At 70.9% G+C, this 25,687-nt stretch carries 23 protein-coding genes and 1 riboswitch; of the genes, 5 read left to right on the top strand and 18 right to left on the bottom strand.

Going from position 1 to position 25,687, the window contains the following annotated elements; genetic code table 11:
- Nucleotides 1–44 precede the first annotated feature (44 nt).
- From FFT10_RS15675 to FFT10_RS15620, 12 genes are all read right to left on the bottom strand, one after another.
- A complete protein-coding gene (locus tag FFT10_RS15675) occupies nucleotides 45–2,129 on the bottom strand; it encodes a PKD domain-containing protein (protein ID WP_137733795.1) in 2,085 nt (694 codons plus the stop codon).
- Between the two features lie 68 nt (nucleotides 2,130–2,197).
- Nucleotides 2,198–2,296, bottom strand: a riboswitch (cyclic di-GMP riboswitch).
- Between the two features lie 95 nt (nucleotides 2,297–2,391).
- Entirely contained in the window at nucleotides 2,392–4,026 is a 1,635-nt protein-coding gene (locus tag FFT10_RS15670; RefSeq protein ID WP_137733794.1) for a class I adenylate-forming enzyme family protein, read from the bottom strand.
- Nucleotides 4,027–4,037: 11 nt separating this feature from the next.
- On the bottom strand, nucleotides 4,038–4,697 hold the full coding sequence (locus FFT10_RS15665) for an ABC transporter ATP-binding protein (protein ID WP_137733793.1): 660 nt from the start codon (nucleotides 4,695–4,697) through the stop codon (nucleotides 4,038–4,040).
- A gap of 13 nt (nucleotides 4,698–4,710) precedes the next feature.
- Entirely contained in the window at nucleotides 4,711–5,466 is a 756-nt protein-coding gene (locus FFT10_RS15660; protein ID WP_137733792.1) for an ABC transporter ATP-binding protein, read from the bottom strand.
- Nucleotides 5,463–6,455: a branched-chain amino acid ABC transporter permease gene (locus FFT10_RS15655; protein ID WP_137733791.1), complete on the bottom strand. Its 993-nt coding sequence runs from the start codon at nucleotides 6,453–6,455 to the stop codon at nucleotides 5,463–5,465. The genes FFT10_RS15660 and FFT10_RS15655 overlap by 4 nt, the downstream gene beginning before the upstream one ends.
- Before the next feature lie 3 nt (nucleotides 6,456–6,458).
- On the bottom strand, nucleotides 6,459–7,355 hold the full coding sequence (locus tag FFT10_RS15650; RefSeq protein ID WP_137733790.1) for a branched-chain amino acid ABC transporter permease: 897 nt from the start codon (nucleotides 7,353–7,355) through the stop codon (nucleotides 6,459–6,461).
- 41 nt (nucleotides 7,356–7,396) lie between these two features.
- The gene (locus FFT10_RS15645; protein WP_137733789.1) at nucleotides 7,397–8,722 is read right to left on the bottom strand and encodes an ABC transporter substrate-binding protein; all 1,326 of its coding nucleotides are present in this window, start codon (nucleotides 8,720–8,722) and stop codon (nucleotides 7,397–7,399) included.
- Nucleotides 8,723–8,756: 34 nt separating this feature from the next.
- On the bottom strand, nucleotides 8,757–9,503 hold the full coding sequence (locus tag FFT10_RS15640; RefSeq protein ID WP_137733788.1) for a FadR/GntR family transcriptional regulator: 747 nt from the start codon (nucleotides 9,501–9,503) through the stop codon (nucleotides 8,757–8,759).
- A 145-nt stretch (nucleotides 9,504–9,648) separates the two neighbouring features.
- Nucleotides 9,649–10,644, bottom strand: a complete 996-nt coding sequence (locus FFT10_RS15635; RefSeq protein WP_137733787.1) for a Bug family tripartite tricarboxylate transporter substrate binding protein — start codon at nucleotides 10,642–10,644, stop codon at nucleotides 9,649–9,651.
- A gap of 62 nt (nucleotides 10,645–10,706) precedes the next feature.
- Nucleotides 10,707–11,597 (bottom strand): isocitrate lyase/PEP mutase family protein, encoded by an 891-nt coding sequence (locus FFT10_RS15630; RefSeq protein ID WP_137733786.1) that lies wholly within the window; start codon nucleotides 11,595–11,597, stop codon nucleotides 10,707–10,709.
- Between the two features lie 11 nt (nucleotides 11,598–11,608).
- The gene (locus tag FFT10_RS15625) at nucleotides 11,609–12,148 is read right to left on the bottom strand and encodes a LeuD/DmdB family oxidoreductase small subunit (RefSeq protein WP_137733785.1); all 540 of its coding nucleotides are present in this window, start codon (nucleotides 12,146–12,148) and stop codon (nucleotides 11,609–11,611) included.
- Nucleotides 12,145–13,413 (bottom strand): 3-isopropylmalate dehydratase large subunit, encoded by a 1,269-nt coding sequence (locus tag FFT10_RS15620; protein WP_228027134.1) that lies wholly within the window; start codon nucleotides 13,411–13,413, stop codon nucleotides 12,145–12,147. The genes FFT10_RS15625 and FFT10_RS15620 overlap by 4 nt, the downstream gene beginning before the upstream one ends.
- A 156-nt stretch (nucleotides 13,414–13,569) precedes the next feature.
- Between FFT10_RS15620 and FFT10_RS15615 the strand changes: the two genes are divergently transcribed.
- Entirely contained in the window at nucleotides 13,570–14,382 is an 813-nt protein-coding gene (locus tag FFT10_RS15615; protein ID WP_137733784.1) for an IclR family transcriptional regulator, read from the top strand.
- Here FFT10_RS15615 and FFT10_RS15610 read toward each other — a convergent pair.
- The 6 genes from FFT10_RS15610 to ychF form a co-directional block, all read right to left on the bottom strand.
- Nucleotides 14,379–15,137 carry a sulfite exporter TauE/SafE family protein gene (locus tag FFT10_RS15610; protein ID WP_137733783.1) on the bottom strand — a complete coding sequence of 253 codons (759 nt, stop codon included), beginning with the start codon at nucleotides 15,135–15,137 and terminating at the stop codon, nucleotides 14,379–14,381. The genes FFT10_RS15615 and FFT10_RS15610 overlap by 4 nt on opposite strands.
- On the bottom strand, nucleotides 15,137–16,834 hold the full coding sequence (locus FFT10_RS15605; protein ID WP_137733782.1) for an AMP-binding protein: 1,698 nt from the start codon (nucleotides 16,832–16,834) through the stop codon (nucleotides 15,137–15,139). Before FFT10_RS15605 ends, FFT10_RS15610 begins: the two co-directional genes overlap by 1 nt.
- 89 nt (nucleotides 16,835–16,923) lie before the next feature.
- Nucleotides 16,924–17,724 (bottom strand): SDR family NAD(P)-dependent oxidoreductase, encoded by an 801-nt coding sequence (locus tag FFT10_RS15600; protein WP_137733781.1) that lies wholly within the window; start codon nucleotides 17,722–17,724, stop codon nucleotides 16,924–16,926.
- 4 nt (nucleotides 17,725–17,728) lie between these two features.
- A complete protein-coding gene (locus tag FFT10_RS15595) occupies nucleotides 17,729–19,306 on the bottom strand; it encodes a WS/DGAT/MGAT family O-acyltransferase (protein WP_228027133.1) in 1,578 nt (525 codons plus the stop codon).
- Between the two features lie 114 nt (nucleotides 19,307–19,420).
- A complete protein-coding gene (gene ylqF / locus FFT10_RS15590) occupies nucleotides 19,421–20,368 on the bottom strand; it encodes a ribosome biogenesis GTPase YlqF (protein WP_265575347.1) in 948 nt (315 codons plus the stop codon).
- 56 nt (nucleotides 20,369–20,424) lie between these two features.
- Nucleotides 20,425–21,519, bottom strand: coding sequence for a redox-regulated ATPase YchF (gene ychF / locus FFT10_RS15585; RefSeq protein ID WP_137733779.1), 1,095 nt, complete (start codon nucleotides 21,517–21,519; stop codon nucleotides 20,425–20,427).
- Between the two features lie 248 nt (nucleotides 21,520–21,767).
- Between ychF and FFT10_RS15580 the strand changes: the two genes are divergently transcribed.
- From FFT10_RS15580 to FFT10_RS15565, 4 genes are all read left to right on the top strand, one after another.
- Entirely contained in the window at nucleotides 21,768–22,886 is a 1,119-nt protein-coding gene (locus FFT10_RS15580; RefSeq protein WP_137733778.1) for an FAD-dependent monooxygenase, read from the top strand.
- 22 nt (nucleotides 22,887–22,908) lie between these two features.
- Nucleotides 22,909–23,652, top strand: a complete 744-nt coding sequence (locus tag FFT10_RS15575; RefSeq protein WP_373282535.1) for a DsbC family protein — start codon at nucleotides 22,909–22,911, stop codon at nucleotides 23,650–23,652.
- Between the two features lie 42 nt (nucleotides 23,653–23,694).
- Nucleotides 23,695–24,147 (top strand): DUF3429 domain-containing protein, encoded by a 453-nt coding sequence (locus FFT10_RS15570; RefSeq protein WP_137733777.1) that lies wholly within the window; start codon nucleotides 23,695–23,697, stop codon nucleotides 24,145–24,147.
- Nucleotides 24,148–24,156: 9 nt separating this feature from the next.
- A partial coding sequence (locus tag FFT10_RS15565; RefSeq protein WP_137733776.1) for a M61 family metallopeptidase occupies nucleotides 24,157–25,687 on the top strand: 1,531 nt, incomplete at its 3' end.

The following is a 25,687-nucleotide window of genomic DNA, read 5'->3' as shown; positions in this document are numbered from 1 at the left end:
ATCCGCAGCGGCCCGGGGGTGCGGGCCGCTGCGGTGGGGCCGGATCAGCGGGCGATGCTGTCGTTGGTCTCGGTGTTGGTCAGCGGCGCATAGGTGTAGCCGCTGCGGCTGACACCGGTGACGGCGAAGCGGAAGCTGTTGCCGGTGGCCCGGGTGCTGGGCGACAGGAAGCGGGCGACGCCGTTGGCATCGGTGTTCGAGAGGCTCTTGCGCGACACCAGACCGCTCCACTGGCCGTTGACGGCCGCGCCGACCACCGGTCGGCCGTCGCTGTCCAGCACCTTGACGGCGGCCGAGGCCTGGGCCGCGCCGTTGCTGCCGGGCACCAGACCCATCGCGATGTCGGCCACGCGCATGGTCCGCACCACCACCGGGGCGTCCACGGTCACGGTGACGCTGGCGCTGGCGCTCAGGCCGGCGTTGTCGGTCACCCGCAGTGTGGTGGTGTAGCTGCCGGGCGCGGTGTACGTGCGGCTGGTGCTGCTGCCGGCGGCGGTGCCGCCTTCACTGAAGGCCCAGTCCCAGGCCACCACGGCACCGTCGGCATCGCTGGAGCCGGCGCCGTTGAAGGCCACGGTCAGCGGTGCCGTGCCGCGCAGGGCCGAGGCGCCGATCACCGCCGTGGGCGCCAGGCTGCCCGGTGTGGCCACGGTGGCAGCCACCGCATACTGGCCCAGGCTGCCATAGGCGCTGTAGCCGGTGGCCAGCGGGTCGCCCTTGCCGGTGCCCTGCACCGCCAGGGTGTAGGTGCCGCTGGCCGGCAGGGTGACGCTGAAGCTGGCGCCCACCGCATCGGCCGGGTTGATGGTGGCCAGCACCGTGCCGGCGGCGTTGCGCAGCGTGACCAGCGCATCGAGGTTGGGCGCGCGCGCTGCCGGGCTGACGGTGAAGCTGGCCGAGCCGGCGCCGGCGGCAAAGCTGAACATGTCGACATCACTGGAACGTTCGATCACGCCCTGGGCCGTCAGCGTGCTCAGACCGCCGGCGCTGGTACCGCTCAGCACGGTGGCGGTGGCGGCGGTGTTGCCGTGGTCGTCGGCCCGCAACGGCAGGCCGTTGCTCTGCATCACCGCGAAGTCGTCCTGGGTGTTGTTGGCGCCGCCGTACTCGCCCTTGCTCCACTGCACCAGGGCCTGGTAGTAGCCCACACCCATGATCGGCGCCCAGCCGGTGGCGCCGCTGCCGTGCCCGGTGTAGTAGCCCACGGTGGCGGTGCCGTCATGGCCCAGGCCCATGTTGTGGCCGGCCTCGTGCGAGATGGCCTCGGCCACGTACTTCTCGTTGCCGGCACCGAGCTGGTTGTAGAACACCAGGGCGGGCTTGTAGAAGTCGCTGGTGTCATCGAACACGCCCAGGTAGGCCACGCCGCCGCAGCTGCAGCTGTACACGCCGGTGCTGCTGGTGATCAGCACCGTGGTGCCGAACACCGTGTCGGTGCTGCCGGCGCGGGTGATGCGGTCGGCCGGCACCGCCTCGGTGGTGACGTTCACGTCGAACGGCGCGTAGTCCTCGGCCACCCGCTGCCAGATGGCCTGGATGCGCTGCAGCTCGGCGGTCGAGAAGCTGTAGGGGATGCCGTCCAGGTCGAACGGCAACGCGTTGATCGTGGTGCCGGCGCTGTTCCAGGCGGTGCCGCTGAGGGTGGCGCCCTTGAAGTTCAGGTAGATGGTGCGGGCCGCGCCGGGTTTGCTGTGCAGCAGGAAGGTCTGGTCCAGCGGCAGCAGCGTGCCGTCGATCAGGCTGGATGCGGCCGCCGTGGGCGCTGTTGCCGGCAGCGGCCGGTCCATCTCCTCCACGATGAACACCCGGCCACGCTGGTCCAGCCGCCAGCTGCGGTCGTTCAGCAGGTGGGCGCGGAACTCGTCGGCCGACTTGCCGTACCAGGCCGCCAGTTCGGGCAGCCGGGCGCCCAGCTGGTCGACCGCACGCTGGCCGCGCGCCTCGCGCTCGCGCAGCATCAATTGCGGGAAGGCACCCTTGTCGCGGTGCGGCACCCGGGCTTCCGTGCCCAGCCGGGACGTGGCGGCAGGTTCCGCCGGACCGGCCGCCGTGGCAGGTGTGGCGAGCGTGGCGGCCAGCAGCAGGGCCAGCGCCGACAAGGTGGTGGAGAGACGGGAGACAGCGGTCATGCAGGGCCTCGGGCGGTACGGTGGATCACCCGGAGCGTCGGGACCCAGCGCCGATGACGAAGCATCTGCAGTGCGGCCCCGCTGCCGTGGCCGCACTGCAGGGCAGGGCGGCGTTAGACCGGGAACTTTGCGACCCCGGCTTTCGCACGGGTGTGCCAATGCCCCGATGGTAGGCGCAGGGCAGCGACTGGCGCAGCCGGCCTTACCCCCGGTTACCCGCGGTGGCGATTGGTTGCGGATGGCTGGCGGCGGGTCGGCGGGCTCAGCCGCCGGTCAGCTCGTCGCGCAGCAGCCGCTTCATCAGCTTGCCGTTGGCGTTGCGCGGCAGTGGTTCGGCGCGCCAGGCGATGGTCTCCGGCACCTTGTAGTCGGCCAGGCGGGCAGCGCAGAAGGCACGCAGCGCGGCGTCGTCGCCCCGACTGGCACTGCCCTGCGCCGCATGCACCACCGCATGCACCCGCTCGCCCAGCACCGGGCAAGGCCGGCCGACGATGGCGGCCTCGACCATGCCCGGCCAGGCCATCAGCACGTTCTCGACCTCGACCGAGTAGATCTTGTAGCCACCGCGGTTGAGCATGTCCTTCTTGCGGTCGAACACCCGCACGAAGCCCTGGTCGTCGACCGAGCCGAGGTCGCCCGAATGCCAGTAGCCAGCGGTGAAGGATGCGGCCGTGGCGGCGGGGTTGGCCCAGTAGCCGGGCACCACCATCGGGCCGGCGATCCACAGCTCGCCGGTGTCGCCGGCGGGGACTTCGCAGCCGGCATCGTCCATCACCTTCACCCGGGCCGCGGGCAGCGGCACGCCCACGGTGTCGGCATGGCCGCGGGTCCGTCCCATGGGGATCATCGTGGTGGGCGAGGTGGTCTCGGTGGCGCCGTAGGCGTTCACCAGCGTCAGCTGGGGCAGGCGGGCGGCCAGCGCATCGATGGTGGCCACCGGCATCGGCGCGCCGCCATAGCCGCCGATGCGCCAGGCCGACAGATCCGCCGTGGCGAAGCCGGGCTGCATCAGGCACAGGTTGTACATCGCCGGCACCATGATGGCGTGGCTGATGCGCTCGGCGGCCAGCAGGGCGATGGTGGGCTCGGCCTTGAAGGCAGGCACCACCACCACGCAGCCGCCCAGGTGCAGCATCGTCAGGATCACCGCCACCAGGCCGGTGACATGGCTGGCCGGCACCACCAGGGCCGAGCGCTCGCCCGGCGTGCCCGGCGCGGCCGTGCGCAGCCGCATGCCGGCCTGGTAGTGCAGCACCGAGTGCACGATGTTGGCGTGCGTCAGCATCGCGCCCTTCGGGTGACCGGTGGTGCCCGAGGTGTAGAGGATCACCGCCACATCCTGCTCGGCCGGTTGGTGCACCGGCGGCGGTTTGTCGGCACAGGCCAGCAGCGGGGCCAGTGGCTGGCAGCCCGCCGCACCGCCGATGCTGATGTGCAGGCGCAGATCGGGCGCCTCGTCGCCGCGCGGCGCGCGGTCGGCCAGATCGGCGTCGATGACGATGGCGGCCGCGCCGCATTGCCGGGCGATGTAGGCCAGGCCGGGGCGCTGCTCGCGCACGCCCACCGGCACGGCGATGGCGCCCAGCCGCTGCAGCGCCAGAAAGACCAGCACGAACTCGGGCCGGTTGTCGATGAACAGCAGCACGCGCTCGCCCGGGCGGATGCCCTGAGCTGCAAGGCCGGCCGACAGCCGGGCAGCGGCGGCATCGCAGTCGGCATAGGACAGCCGCACCGCGCCGCACACCACCGCCTCGGCCTGTGGTGTGCGCTGGGCGGCTGCGGCGAACATCGCCCACACATTGGCCGGCCGCGGATGGAAGGCAGCCACCACGCGGTCGCCGAACCAGGCCTCGTGCCGCATCGGCGGCACGGGGCAGTCTTGCCAGTGGTCTTGCATGGGCGCGCTGGTCAGTGGGCTGCCACGCCGGGGGCGACGTTCGCGCCACGCTCGATGGTGAATTCCGCATCCACCAGCTTGCGCGAGTGGTTCAGGTCGCTCTGCGCGATCAGCACCGAGATCTCGGTGCCCTTGAGCCCGGCGATCACCTCGCCCAGGCGCTTGCTCAACGCCGGGGCCACGCCCTCGAAGGGCTCGTCCAGCAGCAGCAGCCGCGTGCCCACGGCCAGGGCGCGGGCCAGGGCCACCAGCTTCTGCTGGCCGCCGGACAGCAGCAGCGCGCGGCGGTCCTTCATCTCCATCAGCTCGGGCAGCACCCGGTAGACCAGGGCCAGGCGCTGGTCGACCTTCAGCGCCTTGTTCACCCACACCGGCACCAGGATGTTCTCTTCCACCGTCAGCTCGGGCACCAGGCCGCGGTCTTCGGGCATGTAGCCGATGCCCAGCTCGGCGCGGGCATGCTTGGGCAGGGTGGCCAGGTCCTGGCCGGCAAAGTGGATGCGGCCCTGGCTGGGCGCCAGGTGGCCCATCACCGTGCGCAGCGTGGTGGTCTTGCCGGCGCCGTTGCGGCCGATCAGGCCGACCATGGTGCCGTCGGCCACCGTCAGCGACAGCCCGCGCAGGGCCACCACCGACTGGATGGCCACATGGATGCCTTCGATCTTCAACATGGGTTGCGCCTTCTCATTCGGCCAGCAGTTCGCCGGTCACGTAGCGCCGCACATCGTCGGCGGCCAGGGCCACGGCCGGCGTGTCGTCGGCGATCACCCGACCGGCGTAAAACGCGATCACCCGGCTGGCATGGCGTTCGACGATGTCCATGTCGTGCTCGACGAACAGCACGGTGGTGTCGGCCTCCTGGCCCAGCGCGTCCATGATGGTGGCCATCATCGGGAACTTCTCCTCGGCCGACACGCCGCTGGTGGGCTCGTCCAGCAGCAGCAGCTTGGGCCGCCCAGTGAGTGCCATCGCGATGTCCAGCAGCTTGCGCACGCCGCCGGGCAGCTCGGACACGCGGCGGTCGCGGTGGTCGATCAGGCCGAAGCGCTGCAGCAGCAGCTCGGCCCGGGCGATGGCCTCGGGCCGGCGGGCGGGCTGCCAGAAGCTCAGGCGCCGGTCGTGGCAGGCATTGGCCACCAGCATGTTGTCCAACGCGCTCAGCGCGCCGTAGAGCTGCGGAATCTGGAACGAGCGCGCCACGCCCAGGTGGGTGATGGCCCGCGGCGCCAGCGGGGTGATGTCCTGCCCGGCCAGCGTGATGCGGCCTTCGTCGGGCTTCAGGTAGCCGGTGACCATGTTGACGAAGGTGGTCTTGCCCGCGCCGTTGCTGCCGATCAGGCTGACACGCTCGCCGGCCTGCACCGCGATGTTGACGTCGCTGGCGGCGACCACCGCGCCAAAGCGCTTCTGCAGGCCCTGGGCGTCGAGGAGGAGCGTCATTTCGTCTGGCCCTTCATCCACAGCGAACCGATGCCGCCTGGCAGGAAGCGGATCACGAACAGCAGGAACAGGCCCAGCACCAGCTGCCAGGTGTTGGGGAAGTAGGCGCTTGAGAAGCTGCGCACCACCTCCAGCACCGTGCTGGCCACGAACACCGCGGCCACGCTCTGCCAGCCGGCCAGGATGGCGACGAAGACGAACTCACCGGAGGTCGTCCAGAAGCTGAAGTTGGGCTCGATGTGGCCCAGCGCCAGCACCGCCAGCGCACCGCCCATGCCGCCGCAGAAGGCGGCCAGGATGAAGTTGATGGTCATCGCCTGGCGCACCGAGCCGCCGAGGTACTCCACCCGCAGCTCGTTCTCGCGCACGGCCAGGGTCACCAGGCCGCGGGTGCTGTCGAAGTAGATGCGCGCCAGCAGCGCCATCACCGTGGCCAGCACCACCGCCACCGCGAACATGATGTAGCCGCTGTGGCTGTCGGGCAGCTTCTGGCCCAGCAGCGTGGGCCGGCCGACGTTGAAGCCGTCGCTGCCGCCCAGGATGGTCAGCTTCATCAGCAGGCCGTAGAGCACCATCGACAGCGCCAGCGTCAGCATCGCGAAGAAGATGCCCCGGTAGCGCGACAGCAGCGGCGCGAACGGTGCGGCCACCAGCGCGGCCACCGTGCCGCCACCGAAGGTCAGCAGCAGCACATCGGTGATGCCCAGGTGGTTGAAGCTGAGCGCGGCGGCATAGCCGCCCAGCGCCAGCATCATGCCCTGGCCGAACGGCACCACGCCGCCGCGCATCAGGCCCACGATGCCCAGCGACACCAGGCCATTGGCAGCCGCCATGGTGACCAGGAAGGTGAGCCACTTGGGCGCGAACAGGCCGGCGACGCACAGCGCGGCGCAAAAGCCCACACCCAGCAGGATGGTGCGGCCGTGGCCCACGGTGTCGGCACGCTGGCCGCTGGACACCGGGGCGGTGGAGGAGAGCGTTGCAGCCATCGTCTAGATCTTTCTTGCCTGGATGCGCTGGAACAGGCCCTCGGGCCGGAACATCAGCACCACCGCCATCACCAGGTAGATGGCGAACAGCTCGGCCACCGGCGCGGTGTGCACCGCCACCGAGCGGGCCATGCCGACGATCAGCGCGCCGATGGCTGCGCCCTCGATGCTGCCCAGCCCGCCGATGATCACCACCGCGAACGACAGGATGATCACGCCGACCGAGACCCCCGGCTGCACCGAGATCATCGGCGCGGTGAAGGCGCCGCCCAGCGCCGCCAGGAAGATGCCGATCGAGAACGCCACCATGTAGACGCGGGAGACGTTCACGCCCATGCTGGCGGCCACCTCGGGGCTGTGGATCACCGCCAGCACGATCTTGCCCTGGCGGGTGCGGTTCAGCCCCCACCACACCGCCAGGCCCACGGTGACCGCCAGGCCCACCAGCATGAAGTCGTAGCCCACGTAGCTCTGAACGCCGATGTCGACATTGCCGAACAGCGCATAGGGCTCGGAGACGAAGTACGGGTTGGCGCCCCAGATCAGCTTGGTCAGGTCTTCCATGATCAGGAACAGGGCGTTGGTGGTCAGCACCAGCAGCACCTCGTCGCGGCCGTAGAAGAAGCGCAGCAGGCCGCGCTCGGTCAGCGGCGCGACGATGGCTGCAATGGCCACCGCCGCCAGCAGCATGGCCACCAGGGACAGCCAGGGCGCGAACTGCATGCTCGCGAACCAGGCCACCATGGTGGCCGCGCCATACGCACCCAGCGCATAGAAGCTGCCATGGGCGATGTTCAGGATCTTGAGCACGCCGAACACCAGCGTGAGCCCGAGCGCGACGATGAACAGCCATGACGCATAGGTCAGGCCGTCGATCAGGATGGTGACAAGCTCAGCCATGGGCGGCGTCCTCGAAGGTCCTGGGGGTCAGCGGTGACGGATCAGGGGCAGTTCTTCGCGCCCGGGAAGCCGGCCTTGATCCAGTCCTCGGCGTCCATGTTGGCCGGCGGGTTCACGCACTCGGCCGGGAAGCGCACGATGTCCTCGATCATCACCATCTTCTTGGCGGCGTCGTACTTGGTGCGGCCGATGGCGGTGTCCTGGATGGCCTGGTGGCCACCGCCCAGCGCCATGCGGATCTTGCCGGCGGGCGAATCCCACTCGGAATTGCGCATCGCCGCGGCCAACTGCTCGGGTGTGGGCTTCTTGCCACCGTTGGCGGCCATGGCCTTCTCGGCGGCCAGCTTCAGGCCCAGCAGGCCTTGCACCATGCGGTACGGGGCCTGCACCGGGTAGACGTTGTAGGCCTTGCTGTACAGGTCCCACCACCAGTCGTTCAGGGCGCTCTTGGGCGACATGTGGCCATAGGCACCGCGGGCGCCCAGGATCACGCCGTCGGGCATCTTGTCGCCCAGGCCGGGCAGCACATGGTCGCCGGCTGACAGCAGCACCTGGGTGCGCTTGAACAGGCCGCGCGGCCCGGCCTGCAGGATGAAGGCCTGCAGGTCGCCGCCCCACAGGCTGCTGTGGGTCACGTCGGCGGGCTTGCTCATCAGCGCCGAGATCTCGGTGCCGTACTGGCCGGCGCCGAACTTGGGCAACTGGTCCTCGCCCGGCTTGGCGTTGGGGAACAGCTTGGACATCGAGCCGGCGAAGTCCTTCTTCGAATCCTGGCCCCAGGCGTAGTCCTGGTTGATCATGTTGAAGCTGTCGGCCTTGATGTTCTTGGCCTTCAGATAGCGCGCCAGGGCCACGTTGTCCATGGCGCCGTGGCTGGCGGTGCGGAAGACGTACTGGAACTTGTTGTCCTCGAAGATGCGCGGCGTGCCGCAGTCATAGAGGATCAGGAACTTCTTCATCTCCTCGGCCGCCGGTGCCACGGCCAGGCAGTCGCCCGAGGACACATAGCCCAGCACCGCGTCGACTTTCTCGCGGTCGTACAGGGTCTTCAGCTCCTGCACCTGCTTGGTGGCGCCGCCGGCCTCGTCCACGTAGACGAACTCCAGCTTCATGCCGCCGAAGCCCACCTTGTTGTAGGGCGCCGGCGCCGCGCCCTTGTTGAAGGCGTCCAGCAGCACCTTGGCGCCGTTGACGGCCGGGATGCCGAAGCTCTCGGCCGCCTGGCCCGACAGGAAGCTGACGATGCCGACCTTGAAGGTCTCCTGCGCCTGGGCGCTGGTGGCGGCGCACAGCGCTGCGGCGGCGGCCAGCAGGCGCAAGGCGCCGATGCCCCTGCGGGCGGACTTCGTAACGTGGGAAGTGGTCATCGGATGTCTCCTCGGAAGTCGCCCGGAATGGGCATTAGGTTGGCTGGGCGATGGGCGTGCGCATGCTGAGCCCGGCCATCGCGAAGCCGCGTTGAAAATCGACCATGTGCTTGCGTGTCCACTCGGCCGCGGCCTCGGCATCGCGTGCGCGCAGCGCGTCCAGCGTGTGCCGGTGGGCGGCCAGGTTGCGGGCGCTGGCCTGCGGCAGGCGCTGGAAGATCTGCTGCAGCGTGGGGTTGTAGAGCAGGCCCACCGGCTCGCGGGCCAGCATCAGTGCGCGGTTGTGGCTGGCGCGGCCCACCAGGGCGTGGAATTCCATGTCCAACGCCACCAGCTCGGGCAGGCGGGTCTCGGTGGCACTGGCGTCGATGTTGGCCTGCAGCTGGGCCAGGTCGTCGTCGGTGGCCTGGGCGGCAGCCAGGCGGGCGGCCAGCGGCTCCAGCGTCAGGGCCACGTCCCACAGTTCCTGGAAGGTGGTCTGGTGCAGCAGCAGCAGGCGGGTGGCGCGGGGTGCCAGGTCGTGCACGCCGGGCAGGCAGACGAACAGGCGGCGGCCCTCGCGGCGCTGAAGCAGGCCCTCCTGCTCGACCTGGCGGATGGCTTCACGCACGGTGCTGCGGTGCACGCCGAAGCGCTCGGCCAGTTCCTGCTCGGTGGGCAGGGCGGCACCGGGGCGCAGTGCGCCATCGAGGATGGCCCGCTCGATGGCCGCCGACACCGTCTTGTAGGCCGGCTCGACCACCACGCGCTGGAACACCTCTGCCCCGGTCTGGGCCTCCATCCGCTGTCTCCGATCGCTGCTTGTTGTGGCCGCGATCTTAGTCCGACAAGCGGATTGCCGGAACCTCGCTAACCCGCGGTGGGTGTGTCCGGTCTGGGACAAGCCGGCAGGTTTGCAGGCGCCGCCTGCGGCGGCGCGCAGGCGGTCAGTCGAGCTGCAGGCCCAGGTCCTTGGCAGTCTTGGGCAGCACGGCCAGTTCGCGCTGCAGCACCTCGTTGAAGGCCTCGACGGTGTTGCCGCTGGTCATCGACACGCCGCCCAGTTCATTCAGGCGCTTGCGGAAATCGGGCTCGGTGACGATCTGCGCCACCTTCTGGTTGAGCAGCTGCACCACGGCCGGCGGTGTCTTGGCCGGGGCCACCAGGCCGAACCAGACATCGAAGTCGACACCGCCCTTGTAGCCCTGCTCGGTCAGCGTGGCCACATCGGGCCACAACTCGGACCGGCTGGCCCGCAGCTGGCCGATGGCCTTGAGCTTGCCGCCCTGGATGAAGCCGCGGGCATCGGCGGTGCCCAGCAGGCCCCACTTCACCTCGGAGGTCATCAGTGCCTGCGCCAGCGGCGCACCGCCCTTGTAGGGCACATGGGTGTAGTGGCCATTGGCGTGGCCGTTGATCAGCTCGGAGGCCAGGTGCGACAGCCCGCCCGGGCCGGTGGATCCGTAGGGCAGGCCGCCCTTGCCGGCGGCCTTGCCCGCGGCCACCAGGTCGCCCATGGTCTTCCAGGGTGAATCGGCCGGCACCACCAGCATCAGCGGGGCCAGGGACACGCGGGCGATCGGCACCACGTCGGCGGCGGTGAAGCCGGCCTTGCTGAAGGTGGCCGGGTTGATCGACAGCATGCCGGTCAGGCTCATCAGCAGGGTGTGGCCATCGGCCTGGCTGCGCACCAGGTCCTGCATGCCCAGGTTGCCGCTGGCGCCGGGCTTGTTCTCGACGATGACGTTCTGCTTCAGTTCGTCCTGCAGGCGCGGCGCCAGCAGGCGGGTGGCCACGTCGGTGGCGCCGCCGGCCGGGTAAGGCACGATGATGCGGATCGGCTTGCTGGGGTAGGCCTGGGCCAGCGCCAGGCTGGGGGCGGTGGACAGCACGGCGGCGGTGGCCAGGCTGGTGGCCAGCACATGGCGGCGGGTGATGGGCATGCGGAGCTCCTCGGTGTGTGGTTTGTGGGATCGGATGCGGCGGGCCAGCGCGGATGCAGCGCTCAATGCGGCTTGGCCGCACCCAGTTCGTAGTGGTTCTGCAGGTGTTCTAGCGTGTGCCAGCCGATCAGCTGCTTGAAGTCGGCCATGCTGGTCCGACCCACTGGGAGGTCGCCCATCGGCTGGCCGCGGCGCGCGGCCAGCGCCGCCAGGTTGGCCTGCATCGCGTGGGTGATGCTGAACAGCGTGACGATGGGGTAGGTGGCAAACGCCGCCACCGATTCAATCTGCGCCCGGTCCAGTTGGGCCATCCAGGTGCCTTCCATCAGCTGCAGGCTCAGCCGGCGGCCGCAAGCCTCGCGCAGGCGCACCAGGTCGGCATAGCTGCTGAAGGTGCGCGAGATCGGCTGGATCAGGTCGGCCCCTGCTTCGGCAAAGCGGCAGGCGCGGTCGATGGCTTCGTCGGGATCGGCCACGTCGGTGCGGGCCACGATCAGCAGGTCCGGATCCTGCCGGGCATCGACCGCGGCGCGGATGCGGGCCACGGCATCGGCCAGCGGCACCACCAGCGATGTGACGGCCGCCGCCGGGCAGCGCTTGGGGCTGATCTGGTCTTCGATGGACAGCGCGCACACGCCGGCCTTCTCGAAGCCGCGCACCGTGCGGGCCACGTTCAGCACGTTGCCGTAGCCGGTGTCGGCGTCGGCAAAGATGGGCTTCTTCACCGCCGCGGCCATGTGGTCGACGACTTGCAGGTTCTCGCTGAGGGTGTAGAGCTCCATGTCCGGCTGGCCCAGCAGCGAGGCCGAGATGCCGAAGCCGGTGGAGAACACGCCGTCGAAGTCGCTCTGGTCGACCAGCAGGGCCGACAGCGCGTCCTGCGCGCCGGCAAACCAGAAGGTGGGGCCGGACTGGATGCGCTGGCGCAGCGCCTGGCGGTTGGTTGGGGGCATGGTGGTGTCGCTCAGGTGGTGGGTTGGGCAGGCTTGGCGCTGGCCTGGGCCATGCGTGCCTTCAGGTAGGGATTCAGGCCGCCGGCTTCCAGCATGCCGCGCTCGGCGTTGCCGAGCGGCTCGAACGGCAGCTGCTGGCCGCGGCCCGGCAGGCGCACGCAACCGGCGGCCCAGTCGACGGCGATCGCATCGCCACGCGCCACAGCCGCCAGGATGCCGGGGCAGGTGATCAGCGGAAAGCCCATCGCCATCTCGCCGCGGAAGAAGCCGGGCGAGAAGGATTCGGCCACCACGCCGGTGATGCCCAGGTGGCGCATCGCCTTCATCGCCGGGTAGTGCGGGTGGCCATAGCCGAAGTTGCGGCCGCCCACCAGCAAGTCACCCTTCTGCACCGTGGCGGCGAAGCCGGGCTCGACATCGCTCATCGCCAGGCGGGCCAGCTCCTGCACATCGGTGATCTTGATGTTGCGCACGCCGATGATGCGGTCGATGTCGTAGTCGTCTTCGGTGAACACCCAGGCGACACGGCCTTGCAGGTTCGTCAGGCTCATGCCGGCACCTCCGCCTGGCCCACCAGGTACGGCCGCGGGTCGGCGATGCAGCCTTCGATCGCCGACGCCGCCACCACCGCGGCATTGCAGATGTAGATCTCGGAATCGACGCTGCCCATGCGCCCAGGCGTGTTCAGCGTGCCGGTGGACACTGCGCGCTGGCCGTCGGCCATGGTGGCGATGCGGCCGTAGCAGTAGTCACAGGTGGGCGAGCTGACGAAGGCGCCGGCCTCCACCAGCGTGGCCAGCAGGCCCTCGCGTGCGGCCTGGGCCATGATGGCCTGCGAGGTGGGCACCACATGCAGCTGGAAGCCGGGCTGCACCTGGCGGCCGCGCAGCACCTGGGCAGCGATGCGCAGGTCTTCCAGCCGGCCGCTGGCGCAGGAGCCGAGGTAGCCGGATTGCACCGGCAGGCCCAGGTGGTCGGTCAGGTCCCGCGTGTTGGCCGGGCTGGGCGGCACCACCACGATCGGCGCCAGGTCCGACACATCGATGGAGACGGTGCGCTCGTACACCGCGTCGGGGTCGGGAAGCACCGGCGGCACGTTCAGGCGCTGGCGGCCGTCCAGCCAGGCCAGGGTCTTGGCATCGGGCGCGATCAGCATCGTGGTGGCGCCCAGGAACATCGCCTGGCCGCACACTGTCTGCCGGCCTTCCACGCTCATCGCGTCGATCACCGGGCCGCTCAGCTCCACCGCCTTGAAGGCGCAGGATGACGGCCCCAGCACCCGCACCAGGTGGTGGAACACGTCGCGCGCCATCACGCCGGGCTGCAGCGTGCCGGTGAGCACGATCTTCACCGTGGGCGGCACCCGCAGCGCCACCGTCTCCGACACATAGGCCTCCAGTACGCCCTTGCGCGCGCCGAAGGCATAGGCACCGAAGGCGCCGAGCTGGCTGACATGGCCGTCAAAGTGCACGATGAAGGCGCCCGGCGTGGCATAGCCCAGCTCGGCCGACACCTGGTGGCCGATGCCCTTGCGCTCATGCACCGGCACGTTGTTCTTCGCACCCCAGGCACGGGTGTTCTGGTGCAGTTCTTCTTCCTTCGGCGCGGCGGCCGGGATCATGTGGTCGATGAACAGCACATAGCGCTCGGGCGTGGCCACGGTGTCGACGCCGAACTCGTCCCGCGCTTCCTTGAAGAACACATCGGTGTAACCGGGGAAGTCGTAGCTGATGACGAAATCTGGCCGGGCCTCGATCTCGTCGCCCGGCTGCACCGCCGCCCGCCCGCTGGCACGGGCGAGGATCTTCTCGGTCATGGTCTGGGGTCGGGGTGGGGCAGAAGTTGTCACGATGTGGCAATTCATTCGGGTGGCGGTCACCTAGCATTGCAGGATGAAACAGTATTGCGCACCCACAGGTCGAACCCGAAGTTCTGCCGCATCGTGGCAACTGCCTGCGGGCGGGGGCGGCTGATGAGCACCACCAGCCCGGCCGGCGGCGCGCGCCGCGGCACCCAGAGCATCGAGCGCGTGGTGGGCATGCTGCGGGTGGTGGCCTCGCGCGGGCGCAACGGCATGCGCCTGGGCGATGTGGCCACCGCCAGCGGCCTGCCCACGTCCACCTGCCTGCGCATGCTGCAGCGGCTGGAGGTGGAAGGCCTGGTCGAGCGCCATCCGGTCACCCGCAAGTACTTCCTGGGCCCGCTGCTGCATGAGCTGGGCCTGCTGGCACGGCCGCGGGTGCAGCTGGCGGCGCATTGCGAGCCGGTGCTGGCCGAGATCGCCGAGGTGACCAAGGACACCGTCTACCTCAGCGAGCGGCGCGGCCTGGAGGCGGTGTGCACCGCCCGCGCGCTGGGCGACTACCCGATCAAGGCGCTGACGCTGGACGTGGGCATCCGCCGGCCGCTGGGCGTGGGCGCCGGCGGCCTGGCCATCCTCAGCGCGTTGCCGCCCGACGAGGCGGCCGAGATCATCGAGGCCAATGCCCGGCGCTACGACAAGCTGTCGGCGCTGGACCCGGCGCGGGTGCAGGCCGCGGTGGACGAAGGCCGGGCCCAGGGCTTTGCCTTCCTCGACAGCGCGGTGGTGCCGGGCACGGCCGCGGTGGGCGTGGCCTGGCCGGCCGACAACCCGGTGGCCGCGGTCAGCGTGGCGGCGATCTCGTCACGCCTGGACGCCGACCGCCGGCGCGAGGTGGCGGCGGTGCTGCAGCGGCAGACCCGGCGCCTGGCGCAGATGCTGGCCGGGCTCAGCGCCGCGGCAGGTGGCCTGCAGTCCGCTTAGCCGCGCAACGCATTGGCCACGCCGGCCGCGCCCAGCGCCGCCAGCAGCCACCACACCAGCCGGCGCAGCTGCGCCTCGTCCAGCCGCAGGTACAGCCGCGATCCCAGCCAGATGCCGGCCAGCGACCACGGCAGCGCCGCCACGATCAGCGGCAACGCGGCGGACTTCAGCAAACCGGCGCCGCCGGCCAGCGCCAGCGCCCACACATCGGTGAACAGGAAGTAGGCGATCAGCGTGGCCCGGCTGGTGGCCGCCGCGGTGGTGGCGAAGTAGAAGACGATGGCCGGCGGCCCGCTGATGCCCACGGCGCCGTTCAGCGCGCCCGACACCGCGCCCACCGCCAGCGCGCCCAGCGGGCCGGGCGTCTGCCTGGGCGCCCAGCGCTGGGCCAGGCCGCTGAGCATCAGCGCGGCGATGACCAGCAGGCACAGCGACACACCCAGCCGCATCGTGCCGGCATCCAGCCCGGCCAACAGGGTCAGGCCCAGCGGCGTGGCCAGCAGGCAGCCGCCGATCACCCAGCGCAGGCTGCGCCAGTCGATCTGCCGCCACACGCCAGGCAGCAGGTGGGCGGTGGTCAGCAGCTCCAGCGCCAGGAAGGCCGGCACCACCTGCTGCGGCGGCAGCAGCAGGCTCAGGCCACCGATGCCCACCATCGACGAGCCGAAGCCCGACACCCCGCGCACCACGAAGGCCAGCAGCGCGATGGCGCCGATGGCCGCCAGCTGGGCTGCACCGAAGCCCAGCCAGCCCATCAGGCGAAGTACTCGCCGTCTCCCGGCACCGGCGGCATGGTGCGGGCCTCTTCGGCGCGGCGCAGTTCCACCCGGCGGATCTTGCCGCTGATGGTCTTGGGCAGCTCGGTGAACTGCAGGCGGCGGATGCGCTTGTACGGCGCCAGCTTCTCGCGGCAGAAGTCCAGGATGTCCTGCGCCGTGGCCTCGTCGGCCGCATGGCCGGCCGCCAGGGTGACGAAGGCCTTGGGCACGGCCAGCTTCAGCGCGTCGGGCGAGGGCACCACGGCAGCCTCGGCCACCGCCGGGTGCTCGATCAGCACACTCTCCAGTTCAAACGGGCTGATGCGGTAGTCGCTGGCCTTGAACACGTCATCCGCCCGGCCGACGTAGGTGATGTAGCCCTCGGCATCACGCTGGGCCACGTCACCGGTGTGGTAGTGGCCGGCGCGCATCACCTCGGCCGTCTTCTCGGGTGAATCGGCATAGCGCACCATCAGGCCGGTGGGGCGGCCGAGCTGGGCATCGCCCAGGTCCAGGCTGATCTCGCCCTCGTCGGCCGGCTTGTCGTCGGGGTCGAGCAGCACCACGCGGTAGCCGGGCAGGGGCTTGCCCATCGAGCCGAACTTGATCTTCTGGCCCGGCGGGTTGCCCACCTGGGCAGTGGTCTCGGTCTGGCCGAAGCCGTCGCGGATGGTCACGCCCCAGGCGCTGCGCACCTGCTCGATCACCTCGGGGTTCAGCGGCTCGCCGGCGCTCAGCAGCTCGCGCAGCTTCACCGGCCAGCCGCCCAGCTGCTCCTGGATCAGCATGCGCCACACCGTGGGCGGCGCGCACAGCGTGGTCACCTGCTTGTGCACCAGCACGTCCAGCACGCGGCGGGGGTCGAAGCGGTGGTAGTTGAAGATGAAGATGGTGGCGCCGGCGATCCACGGCGCGAAGAAGCAGCTCCAGGCATGCTTGCCCCAGCCCGGGGACGAGATGTTCCAGTGCACGTCACCCGGCTGCAGGCCGATCCAGTACAGCGTGCTGAGGTGGCCCACCGGGTAGCTGACATGGGTGTGCTCCACCAGCTTGGGCTTGGCGGTGGTGCCGCTGGTGAAGTACAGCAGCAGCGGCTCGTCGGTGCGCGTCTTGCACCTGGGCGTGTAGACCGCCGACGCCTCGTCCGCATCGGCGTAACTGTTCCAGCCTGCGGCCTCGCCGATGGCGATGCGCACCACCGGCCCGGGCGCGTGCGGGTCCAGCCCGTCGAACTTGGTGGCGTGCGCCGGCGTGGTGACCACCGCCCGCACGCGGCCGCGCTCGAAGCGGTCGATCAGGTCGTCGCGGCTCAGCAGCTGGGTGGCCGGGATCATCACCGCGCCGATCTTGATGCAGGCCAGCATCAGCTCCCACAGCGGCACCTCGTTGCCCAGCATCAGCAGCACGCGGTCGCCGCGGGCCACGCCCAGGCCTTCCAGCCAGTTGGCCACGCGGTTGCTGCGTGCGGCCATCTCGGCATAGGTCACCTTCTGCTCGCTGCCGTCGTCGGCCACGATCCACAGCGCGATGGTGTGGTTGTCGCGTGCCAGGTCGTCGAAATGGTCCAGCGCCCAATTGAAGTGGGTCAGCTGCGGCCAGCGGAAGCCGGCATGGGCGGCGTCCAGGTCGGTGCGGTGGGCCAGCAGGAAGTCGCGCGCGGCGCGGTAGGCGGCCAGGTCGGGGTTGGTGGTCATGGGCAGGTGTCTCCGGGTCGTGGCCTGGTCAGGCCATGCCGATGATCATGCCTGCTGCCCCGGTGCCTGCCCATCGGGGGCAGCCAGGGCTATTTCAGCCGCCGCACCAGGCTGCCGCTGAGGCGCCGCAGCAGCCACTTGGGCGTGGCCCGGCCGGCGGTGACGGTGGCGCGGTTGAGGGCGCCGGGCACGCAGATCACCGTGCCGGCCAGGCAGGCGGCCACGCCCTGGTCGGCCACGTCGTCGGCATCGCCGACCAGGAAGCCCGGCAGCCGCTGCAGCTCGGCGCTGGACGCGCTGGCGGCTGCCAACATGTGTGTGGCGGTGATGCCGGGGCACAGCGCGGTGATGGTCACGCCGGTGCCCTTCAGTTCTTCCGACAGCGATTCGGTCAGGCTCAGCACATAGGCCTTGGTGGCGGCATAGGTGGCCAGCGACGGCACCGGCTGGAAGCTGGCGATCGAGGCCACGTTCAGCACCCGGCCGCTGCCACGCGCCACCATGCCGGGCAGGAACTGCGCCAGCAGCGCGGTCAGGCCGCTGATGTTCAGGTCGATCAGCTGCTGGTGGCGCGCCGCGGGCATGCCGATGAACGGGCCGTGTTCCAGCACGCCGGCGTTGTTGACCAGCACGTCGATGGTCCGGCGGGCGCGCTTCAGTTGGGCGGTCAGGTCGGCGGCGGCGCCGGGCTGGGCCAGGTCGGCCGGCAGGACCCAGGCGCGCACGCCGAGGTCGCGCTTCAAGGCGTCGGCCAGGGCCTGCAACTTGTCGGCGCTGCGGGCCACCAGCACCAGGTCATGCCCGGCCTGGGCGAAGCGCCGGGCCAGGGCCTCGCCGATGCCCGACGAGGCGCCGGTGACCAGGGCGACCGGCCGGCGGGCGGTGGCCATGCGCTCAGGCCGCGCGGCGGCGGGCGGTGCGCGGGCGGGCCGCTTCTGCCGGCGCCGCGGCGGCTTCCACCACGGCCAGCTTGGGCCGGGCGCGCTTGCGGGGGGCGGGTTCGGGCACCGGCTCCGGCGCGGCGGCGGGTGCGGCTGCCGCCTGCGCCCCGGCCAGCTTGCGCAGCGCGCCCATCGCCCGGTCCAGCGCCTGGGCCAGCTCGCCCACGTCAGGCACCGCGCGGCGGCAGGCGATCAGACCGAAGCACAGCTGGCCGCGGTAGCTCTGCACCGTGATGTTCAGCGCCACCCCGTGCACCACGATCGACAGCGGGAACATGCCGGTCATCGTGGCGCCAGCCAGGTACAGCGGCACCTGCGGCCCGGGCACGTTGCTGATGGTGAGGTTGGCCACCCGCAGCCGGCTGGCCAGGCGGCTGCGGCCGTACAGCGAGGCCAGCCCGCTCAGCAGCCAGGGCGAGCCCAGCGACGGGAAGTCGGTCGGGATCAGGTTGCCGAAGCTGCCCATCGTCGCCTTCATCGCCTGGGTGCCGGCCATGATCTGCGCCAGGCGTTTGGCCGGGTCCTTCTCCTGGGTGGCCAGGTCGATCACCGTGCCCGAGACCTGGTTGTTGGCGCTGGTGTCGCCCTCGGCGCGCAGCGAGATCGGCACGCCGGCCACCAGGGTCTTGGGCGGCAGCTCGCGGCCTTCGGCCAGGTAGTCGCGCAGCGCGGTGCTGCACAGCCACATCACCATGTCGTTGATCGACCCGCCCAGCCCCTTGCCGATGGCCTTGACCTCGCCCAGCGGCAGCGCCACGCCGGCAAAGGCGCGCTGGTTGGTGATGGGCATGTTGAACGGCGTGGGCGGCGCCATCTTCAGCTTGGGGCCGGCCGTGGCCGCACCACCGGCGCGGCGCTGCGCCAGGGCCTGTCGGGCGGCGTCCACGGCGGCCCCGGAGGCCGCACCCAACAGCGGCGGCAGCAGCTTGGCAAACTCGACCACCTGGCGCGCCTGGTTGCTGAGCGCAGCGCCCAGCAGCTCGGCCACGCCCAGCTGGTAGCGGTGGCCGCGGCGGGCGCGCGGCGGCTTCACCCGGCGCGGCTCGGGAGTCAGGTCGAACACGCTGTTGGCCATGGCCACGGCGGCCTGGCCGTCCACTGCGGCGTGGTGCACCTTGCTGTAGAAGCCCAGCCGGCCGTCGGCCAGACCCTCGATCACGTAGAACTCCCACAGCGGGCGGCTGCGGTCGAGCAGGCTGCTGTGCAGCCGGGCGCACAGCGCCTCCATCTGCGCCATGGTGCCGGGCTTGGGCAGCACCAGGTAGCGCACGTGGTAGTCCAGGTCGATGTCGTCGTCGGGGATCCACACCGGGTTGGCCAGGTCGAAGGGCATCAGCGCCAGCTTGCGGGTGAACACCGGCGCCAGGTGCATGCGGCCGGCCACATGGGCCTTGACGGCCTCGTACCAGTCGGTGGCGCCGCCTTCCGGCGGGTCGAACAGGGCCAGGCTGCCGACGTGCATCGGCATCTCGGGGCTTTCCAGGTGCAGGAAGGCACCGTCGATGATGCTGAGGTGGCTCATGTCGCTCATGCGGGACTCCTCGTGGCGGCCGCCGGTCGGGTGGGGCGGTCTGCGGCGATTCTGGTCCCGGCCCGGGCCGCCCGGGGAGGGTGAAAGCGCGGGGCCGGGTTCTCCAGCAGCGCGTCAGCCGGCCGGCGTGTCGCCCTTGGCGGCGTCCTGCTGGCGCTGCGGCGTCTTCGGTGCCTTGCGGCGGGCCTGGCGCTGTGCGTCGGCGGCCTCGGCGGCGGCGCGCCACTGGCCGAACTCGTCCGGCGTCTCCAGCGTGATGCGGCCCCAGGCGCCGCTGCGGAAGTCGTGGATCGCCATCTCGGCGGCCTTCTGCATGTTGACCCGCCCGCCCGGCAGCAGGCCGCCGCGCTGGCGGCCCACGGCGCTGAGCAGGCCCTCGTCGCTGTCGGCGGCCAGGTCGGCCAGCTTGTAGCGGGCAGCCAGCCGGTCGGCATAACGCGGGCGCACCCGGGCCAGCAGGGCCAGCGCCACCTCCACGTCGTCGTAGGCATTGCGGCCGATGCCGCCGCTGGCCGCCAGGTGCTCGCCGCCCTCGGGCACCACCAGGCGCGGCCACAGCATGCCGGGCGTGTCGAAGAGGATGAAGTCGCTGGCCAGCGCCAGCCGCTGTTCGGTCTTGGTGATGCCCGGCTCGTCACCGGTCTTGGCGCTGCGCTTGCCCAGCAGGCTGTTGATCAGCGTGCTCTTGCCCACGTTGGGGATGCCGCAGATCATCACCCGCACCGGCTTGACCATGCCGCCGCGCCCGGGCACCAGGGCCCGGCAGGCGGCGATCAGCTTCTGCGCCGGCGCGGCCTCGCCGGCATCCAGCGCCAGCGCCTGGGTCTGGGCCTGGGCACGCAGGTGGTCCAGCCACAGCGTGGTCAGCGCCGGGTCGGCCAGGTCCTGCTTGTTCAGGATCTTGAGCTTGGGCTTGGCGGCGGTCAGCTCGGCCAGCAGCGGGTTGGCGCTGCTGCCGGGCAGGCGGGCGTCGAGCAGCTCGATGACGGCATCGATCTCCGGCAGGCGCTCGGCGATGGCCTTGCGCGTGCTGTGCATGTGGCCCGGAAACCACTGGATCAGGCTGCTGCCGCGGGCCCCGGCGCCGGGTGGTCCGGCGTGCTGGTCAGCGCCCAAGGTCAGACGTTGAAGAGGAAATTGAGCACGTCGCCGTCCTTGACGACGTACTCCTTGCCCTCGGCCCGCATCTTGCCGGCGTCCTTCGCGCCCTGCTCGCCCTTGAACTTGATGAAGTCGTCGAAGGCGATGGTCTGGGCGCGGATGAAGCCGCGCTCGAAATCGGTGTGGATCACGCCGGCGGCCTGCGGCGCGGTGTCGCCGATGTGGATGGTCCAGGCGCGCACTTCCTTCACCCCGGCGGTGAAGTAGGTCTGCAGCCCCAGCAGCTTGAAGGCGGCGCGGATCAGCCGGTTCAGGCCCGGCTCGTCCTGGCCCATCTCGGCCAGGAACATGGCGCGGTCTTCATCCTCCATCTCGGCCAGCTCGGCCTCGGTCTTGGCGCAGATGGCCACCACCGGGGCGTTCTGCTTGGCCGCAAACTCCTTCAGCCGGTCGAGGAAGGGGTTGTTCTCGAAGCCGGTCTCCGACACGTTGCCGACGAACATCGCCGGCTTGGCGGTGATCAGGCACAGCGGCTTGAGGATGGCGCGCTCCTCCTTGCTGAAGTCGATGCTGCGCACCGGCTGCGCCTGGTCCAGCGCCGCCTGGCACTTTTCCAGCACCTTCACCAGGGCGGCGGCTTCCTTGTCGTTGCCGCTGCGGGCGGCCTTCACATAGCGGTGCAGGCTCTTTTCCACGGTGCCCAGGTCGGCCAGGCACAACTCGGTCTGGATCACCTCGATGTCGGCGATCGGGTCGACCTTGCCGGCCACGTGGATGACGTTGTCGTCCTCGAAGCAGCGCACCACGTTGACGATGGCGTCGGTCTCGCGGATGTGGCTGAGGAACTGGTTGCCCAGGCCCTCGCCCTGGCTGGCACCGGACACCAGGCCGGCGATGTCGACGAACTCGACGATGGCCGGCACCACCCGCTCGGGCTGGACGATCTGCGTCAGCGCGGCCAGCCGCGGGTCGGGCACCTCCACCACGCCCACATTGGGCTCGATGGTGCAGAACGGATAGTTCTCGGCGGCGATGCCGGCCTTGGTGAGGGCATTGAAGAGGGTGGACTTGCCGACATTGGGCAGGCCCACGATGCCGCATTGGAGGCTCATCGGTGGCTTTCTGGGGGGCGAACGGGCTGGCGTCGGCTGGCGCACGCACAAACCACAGGGGGCAACGGGGCGGGGCGCTTGCGTCGGGCCACCAGGCCCCGGCACCGCCGAACAGGCCATTTTATTCGGCCCACCGCCTGTCACCCCCGGTTTCTACAATGGTCGGCAATGACGCCCCCACGCTCCCTTCGTTCGCTGCCCCCCGATGGGGCTGTCAATTCCTTCGGAACGGCCGGGCGGAACTGACCATGGCAACCCTCGATGTGTGCATCCGCGGCAACGGCGCCGTCGGCCTGACCCTGGCGCTGGCGCTGGCCCGCCAGGGCCTGCGGGTGGGCGTGGCCGGCCCGCCGCCGGCCACGCTGCCGGCGGCCCCGGACGTGCGCACCTATGCGCTCAATGCCGCCTCCCGCCGGCTGCTGACCGACCTGCGGGTGTGGCACGCCCTGCCGGCCGACGCGGTGACCGCGGTCGACGAGATGCAGATCGCCGGCGATGCGCCCGGCGGCCAGCTGCAGTTCTCGGCCTGGCAGCAGGGCTGCGAGGCGCTGGCCTGGATCGTCGATGCCGCCGCGCTGGAGGCCACGCTGCACACCGCCGCCCGCTTCGCCCCCCACCTGGCGATGCTGGCTGAAGCCGACGCCGGCGACGCCGCCCTCACCGTGCTGGCCGAAGGCAAGGCCTCGGCCAGCCGCGATGCGCTGGGCGTGCAGTTCCAGCGCCAGGCCTACGGCCACACCGCGCTGGCCGCGCGCCTGGTGGCTGACCAGCCGCACGGCGGCGTGGCGCGGCAGTGGTTCCGCGCGCCCGATGTGCTGGCCCTGCTGCCGTTCGACCGGCCCGAACCCACCCGCAGCTACGGCCTGGTGTGGTCGCTGCCGGCCGAGCGGGCGGCCGCGCTGCAGGCCGCGCCGGCCGCCGAGGTGGAAGCCGCGCTGGCGGATGCCACCGGCGGCGCCGCCGGCACGCTGCGCCTGGCCAGCCCGGTGGCCGCCTGGCCGCTGGCCATCGCCCAGGCCGACCGCCTCTGCGGCCCGGGCTGGGTGCTGGTGGGCGACGCCGCGCACCAGGTGCACCCGCTGGCCGGCCAGGGGCTGAACCTGGGGCTGGCCGATGCCGCGTCCCTCGCCCGGGTGATCGCCGAGCGCGAGCCCTGGCGCACACTGGGCGACGAGATCCTGCTGCGCCGCCATGTGCGCGAGCGTGCCGGCCCCACCCGGGCCATGGGCTGGGTGACCGACAGCCTGCTGCACCTGTTCGCCCACCCGCAGCCGCTGGCGCGGGAACTCCGTAACCGCGGCATGGGTCTGCTCAACCTGCTGGCGCCGCTCAAGCGCTTCCTCACCCAACGTGCGCTCGACGCCTGACGCCTTCCACCGGACCTGCCTGATGACCCCCACCGCCCTGCACCGCGCCGCCGCCGCCTTCGGCCTGTCCATGTCCCTGTCGATGGGGCTGGCCGGCTCGGCCTGGGCCGACGAGGCCGCCATCCGCAAGAACCTGGCCGAGCGCCTGCCCAACCTGCCCAAGATCGACGAGGTGAGCAAGACGCCGATCCCCGGCCTGTACGAGGTGCGCTTGGGCAGCGAGCTGATCTACAGCGACGAGAACGGCCTGCACATCATCCAGGGCTCGATCATCGACACCAAGACCAAGACCGACCTGACCGAGGCGCGCATCAACAAGCTGACGGCGATCGACTTCGCCAGCCTGCCGATGAAGAACGCGGTGGTCATCAAGCAGGGCACCGGGGCGCGCAAGCTGGTGGTCTTCGGCGATCCGAACTGCGGCTACTGCAAGCGCCTGGAGCGCGACCTGGTGGCGCTGAAGGACGTGACGATCTACAACTTCATCTACCCGATCCTGGGCCCCGATTCGGTGGCCAAGAGCAAGGACATCTGGTGCGCCAAGGATCCGGCCAAGGCCTGGCGCGACTGGATGGTCGATGGCAAGCTGGCCTCCAAGGCGCCGGCCAACTGCGACACCGCCGCGCTGGAGGCCAATGCCGAGCTGGGCCGCAAGTACCGGGTGCAGGGCACGCCGGCCGTGGTGTTCGAGGACGGCACCCGTGCGCCCGGCGCGATCCCCGCCGCGCAGATCGAGGCGCGCATGGCCGCGGCCAAGAAAAGCTGATCCCCGCGGGGTGACCACCCCGCCACGCCACAATCGCGGGCCATGAACCACGCGCCCACGGCCTACCACCCCCCGATCACCGATGCCGCCCGCTGGCTGGGCCACGGCGGCCTGCTGCCCTTCGGCTTCGGCGCGCTGCTGGTCTGGGTGGGCCTGGCGCCCGAACTGCATGACTTCGTCACCTTCGGCATGTCGGCCTATGCCGCGCTGATCGTCTCGTTCCTCGGCGGCATCCACTGGGGGCTGGCCTTCCGCCACACCGCGCCGCCGGCCTCGCTGTTCCTCTGGGGCGTGGTGCCGTCGCTGGTGGCCTGGATGGCGGTGCTGATGCCGCCGCGCGCCGGCCTGGTGCTGCACGGCGCGATGCTGGTGGCCTGCTACCTGGTCGACCGCCGCGTCTATCCGGTGCAGGGCGTGGCGCACTGGCTGACGCTGCGTTTCCGGCTGTCGTCGGTGGCCGCGTTCTGCTGTTTCCTGGCGGCCGCCGGCAGCTGAGGGCCTCCGATGCCGCACTACCACGTCGCCATCGACGACCTGCACAGCCACCATTTCCGCGTCACCCTCACCGTGCCGCAGCCCGCGGCGCAGCAGGAGCTGGCGCTGCCGGTGTGGATCAACGGCAGCTACATGGTGCGCGAGTTCGGCCGCCACCTGTCGGCGCTGGAAGCCCGCCAGGGCCGCCGCGCCGTGCCGCTGCGCCAGCTCGACAAGACCCGCTGGCTGGCCGACTGCAGCGGCCGCGCGGCGCTGGTGGTGCAGTACCGGGTCTATGCCTTCGACACCTCGGTGCGGGCCGCCTTCCTGGACGACCGCCGCGGTTTCTTCAACGGCACCAGCCTGTGCCTGCGGGTGGTGGGGCAGGAGGCCGCACCGCACCGGCTGCATCTGGGCCGCCTGCCGGCCGACTGGGAAGCCGCCACCGCGATGGCACCGGCGGCCGACGGCACGCCGCTGGCCTTCGACGCCGCCAGCTATGACGAGCTGGTCGACCACCCGGTGGAACTGGGCAGCTTCTGGCGCGGCAGCTTCACGGCGGGCGGCGTGCCCCACCACATCGTGGTGGCCGGCGCGTTGCCCGGCTTCGACGGCGACCGGCTGCTGGCCGATGCCCAGCGCATCTGCAGCGCACAGATCGCCTTCTGGCATGGGCAGGACGGCGGCGCGCCGCCGTTCGGCCACTACCTGTTCCTGCTGAATGCGGTGGACGACGGCTACGGCGGCCTGGAGCACCGCGCCAGCACGGCCTTGATCGCCGCCCGCCGCGACCTGCCGCGCCGCGGCATGGACGGCATCCCCGACGGCTACCTCACGCTGCTGGGGCTGATCAGCCACGAGTATTTCCACACCTGGAACGTCAAGCGCCTGATGCCGGCCGACCTGGCCAGGGTGGACTGGCAGCGCGAGAACCACACCGAACTGCTGTGGTTCTTCGAGGGCTTCACCTCCTACTACGACGAGCTGATGCTGCTGCGCTGCGGCCTGATCGACGCGCCGCGCTACCTGCGCCTGCTGGCCAAGACGGTGAATGCGGTGGCGGCCACGCCCGGCCGCCAGGTGCAGAGCGTGGCTGCCGCCAGCTTCGACGCCTGGGTGAAGTACTACCGCACCGACGAGAACACGCCCAACGCCACCGTCAGCTACTACCTGAAGGGCGCCCTGGTGGCCCTGTGCCTGGACCTGACGCTGCGCCAGCGTGGCCGCAGCCTCGATGCCGTGCTGCAAGGCCTGTGGCAGCGCAGCGGCGGCGGCCCGATCACCGAAGGCGACATCGCCGACGTGCTGGCCGACGTGGCCGGCCGCCGGCTGGATGCCGAGCTGCAGGCCTGGGTGCATGGCACCGGCGAGCTGCCGGTGGCCGAGCTGCTGACGGCCATCGGGGTGCACAGCCAGCCTGAGCGCGCCGGCCTGGCGGCCAGCCTGGGGCTGCGGCTGTCCGAAGGCCCGGTCAGCGGCGTGCAGGTCAAGAGCGTGCTGGCCGGCGGTGCCGCGGTCGCGGCCGGGCTGTCGGCCGGTGACGAACTGCTGGCCATCGATG

The sequence above is a fragment of the Pseudaquabacterium pictum genome, assembly GCF_005403045.1.
Lineage (GTDB): Bacteria > Pseudomonadota > Gammaproteobacteria > Burkholderiales > Burkholderiaceae_C > Pseudaquabacterium > Pseudaquabacterium pictum.
This window is presented reverse-complemented; position numbering and strand designations above follow the sequence as displayed.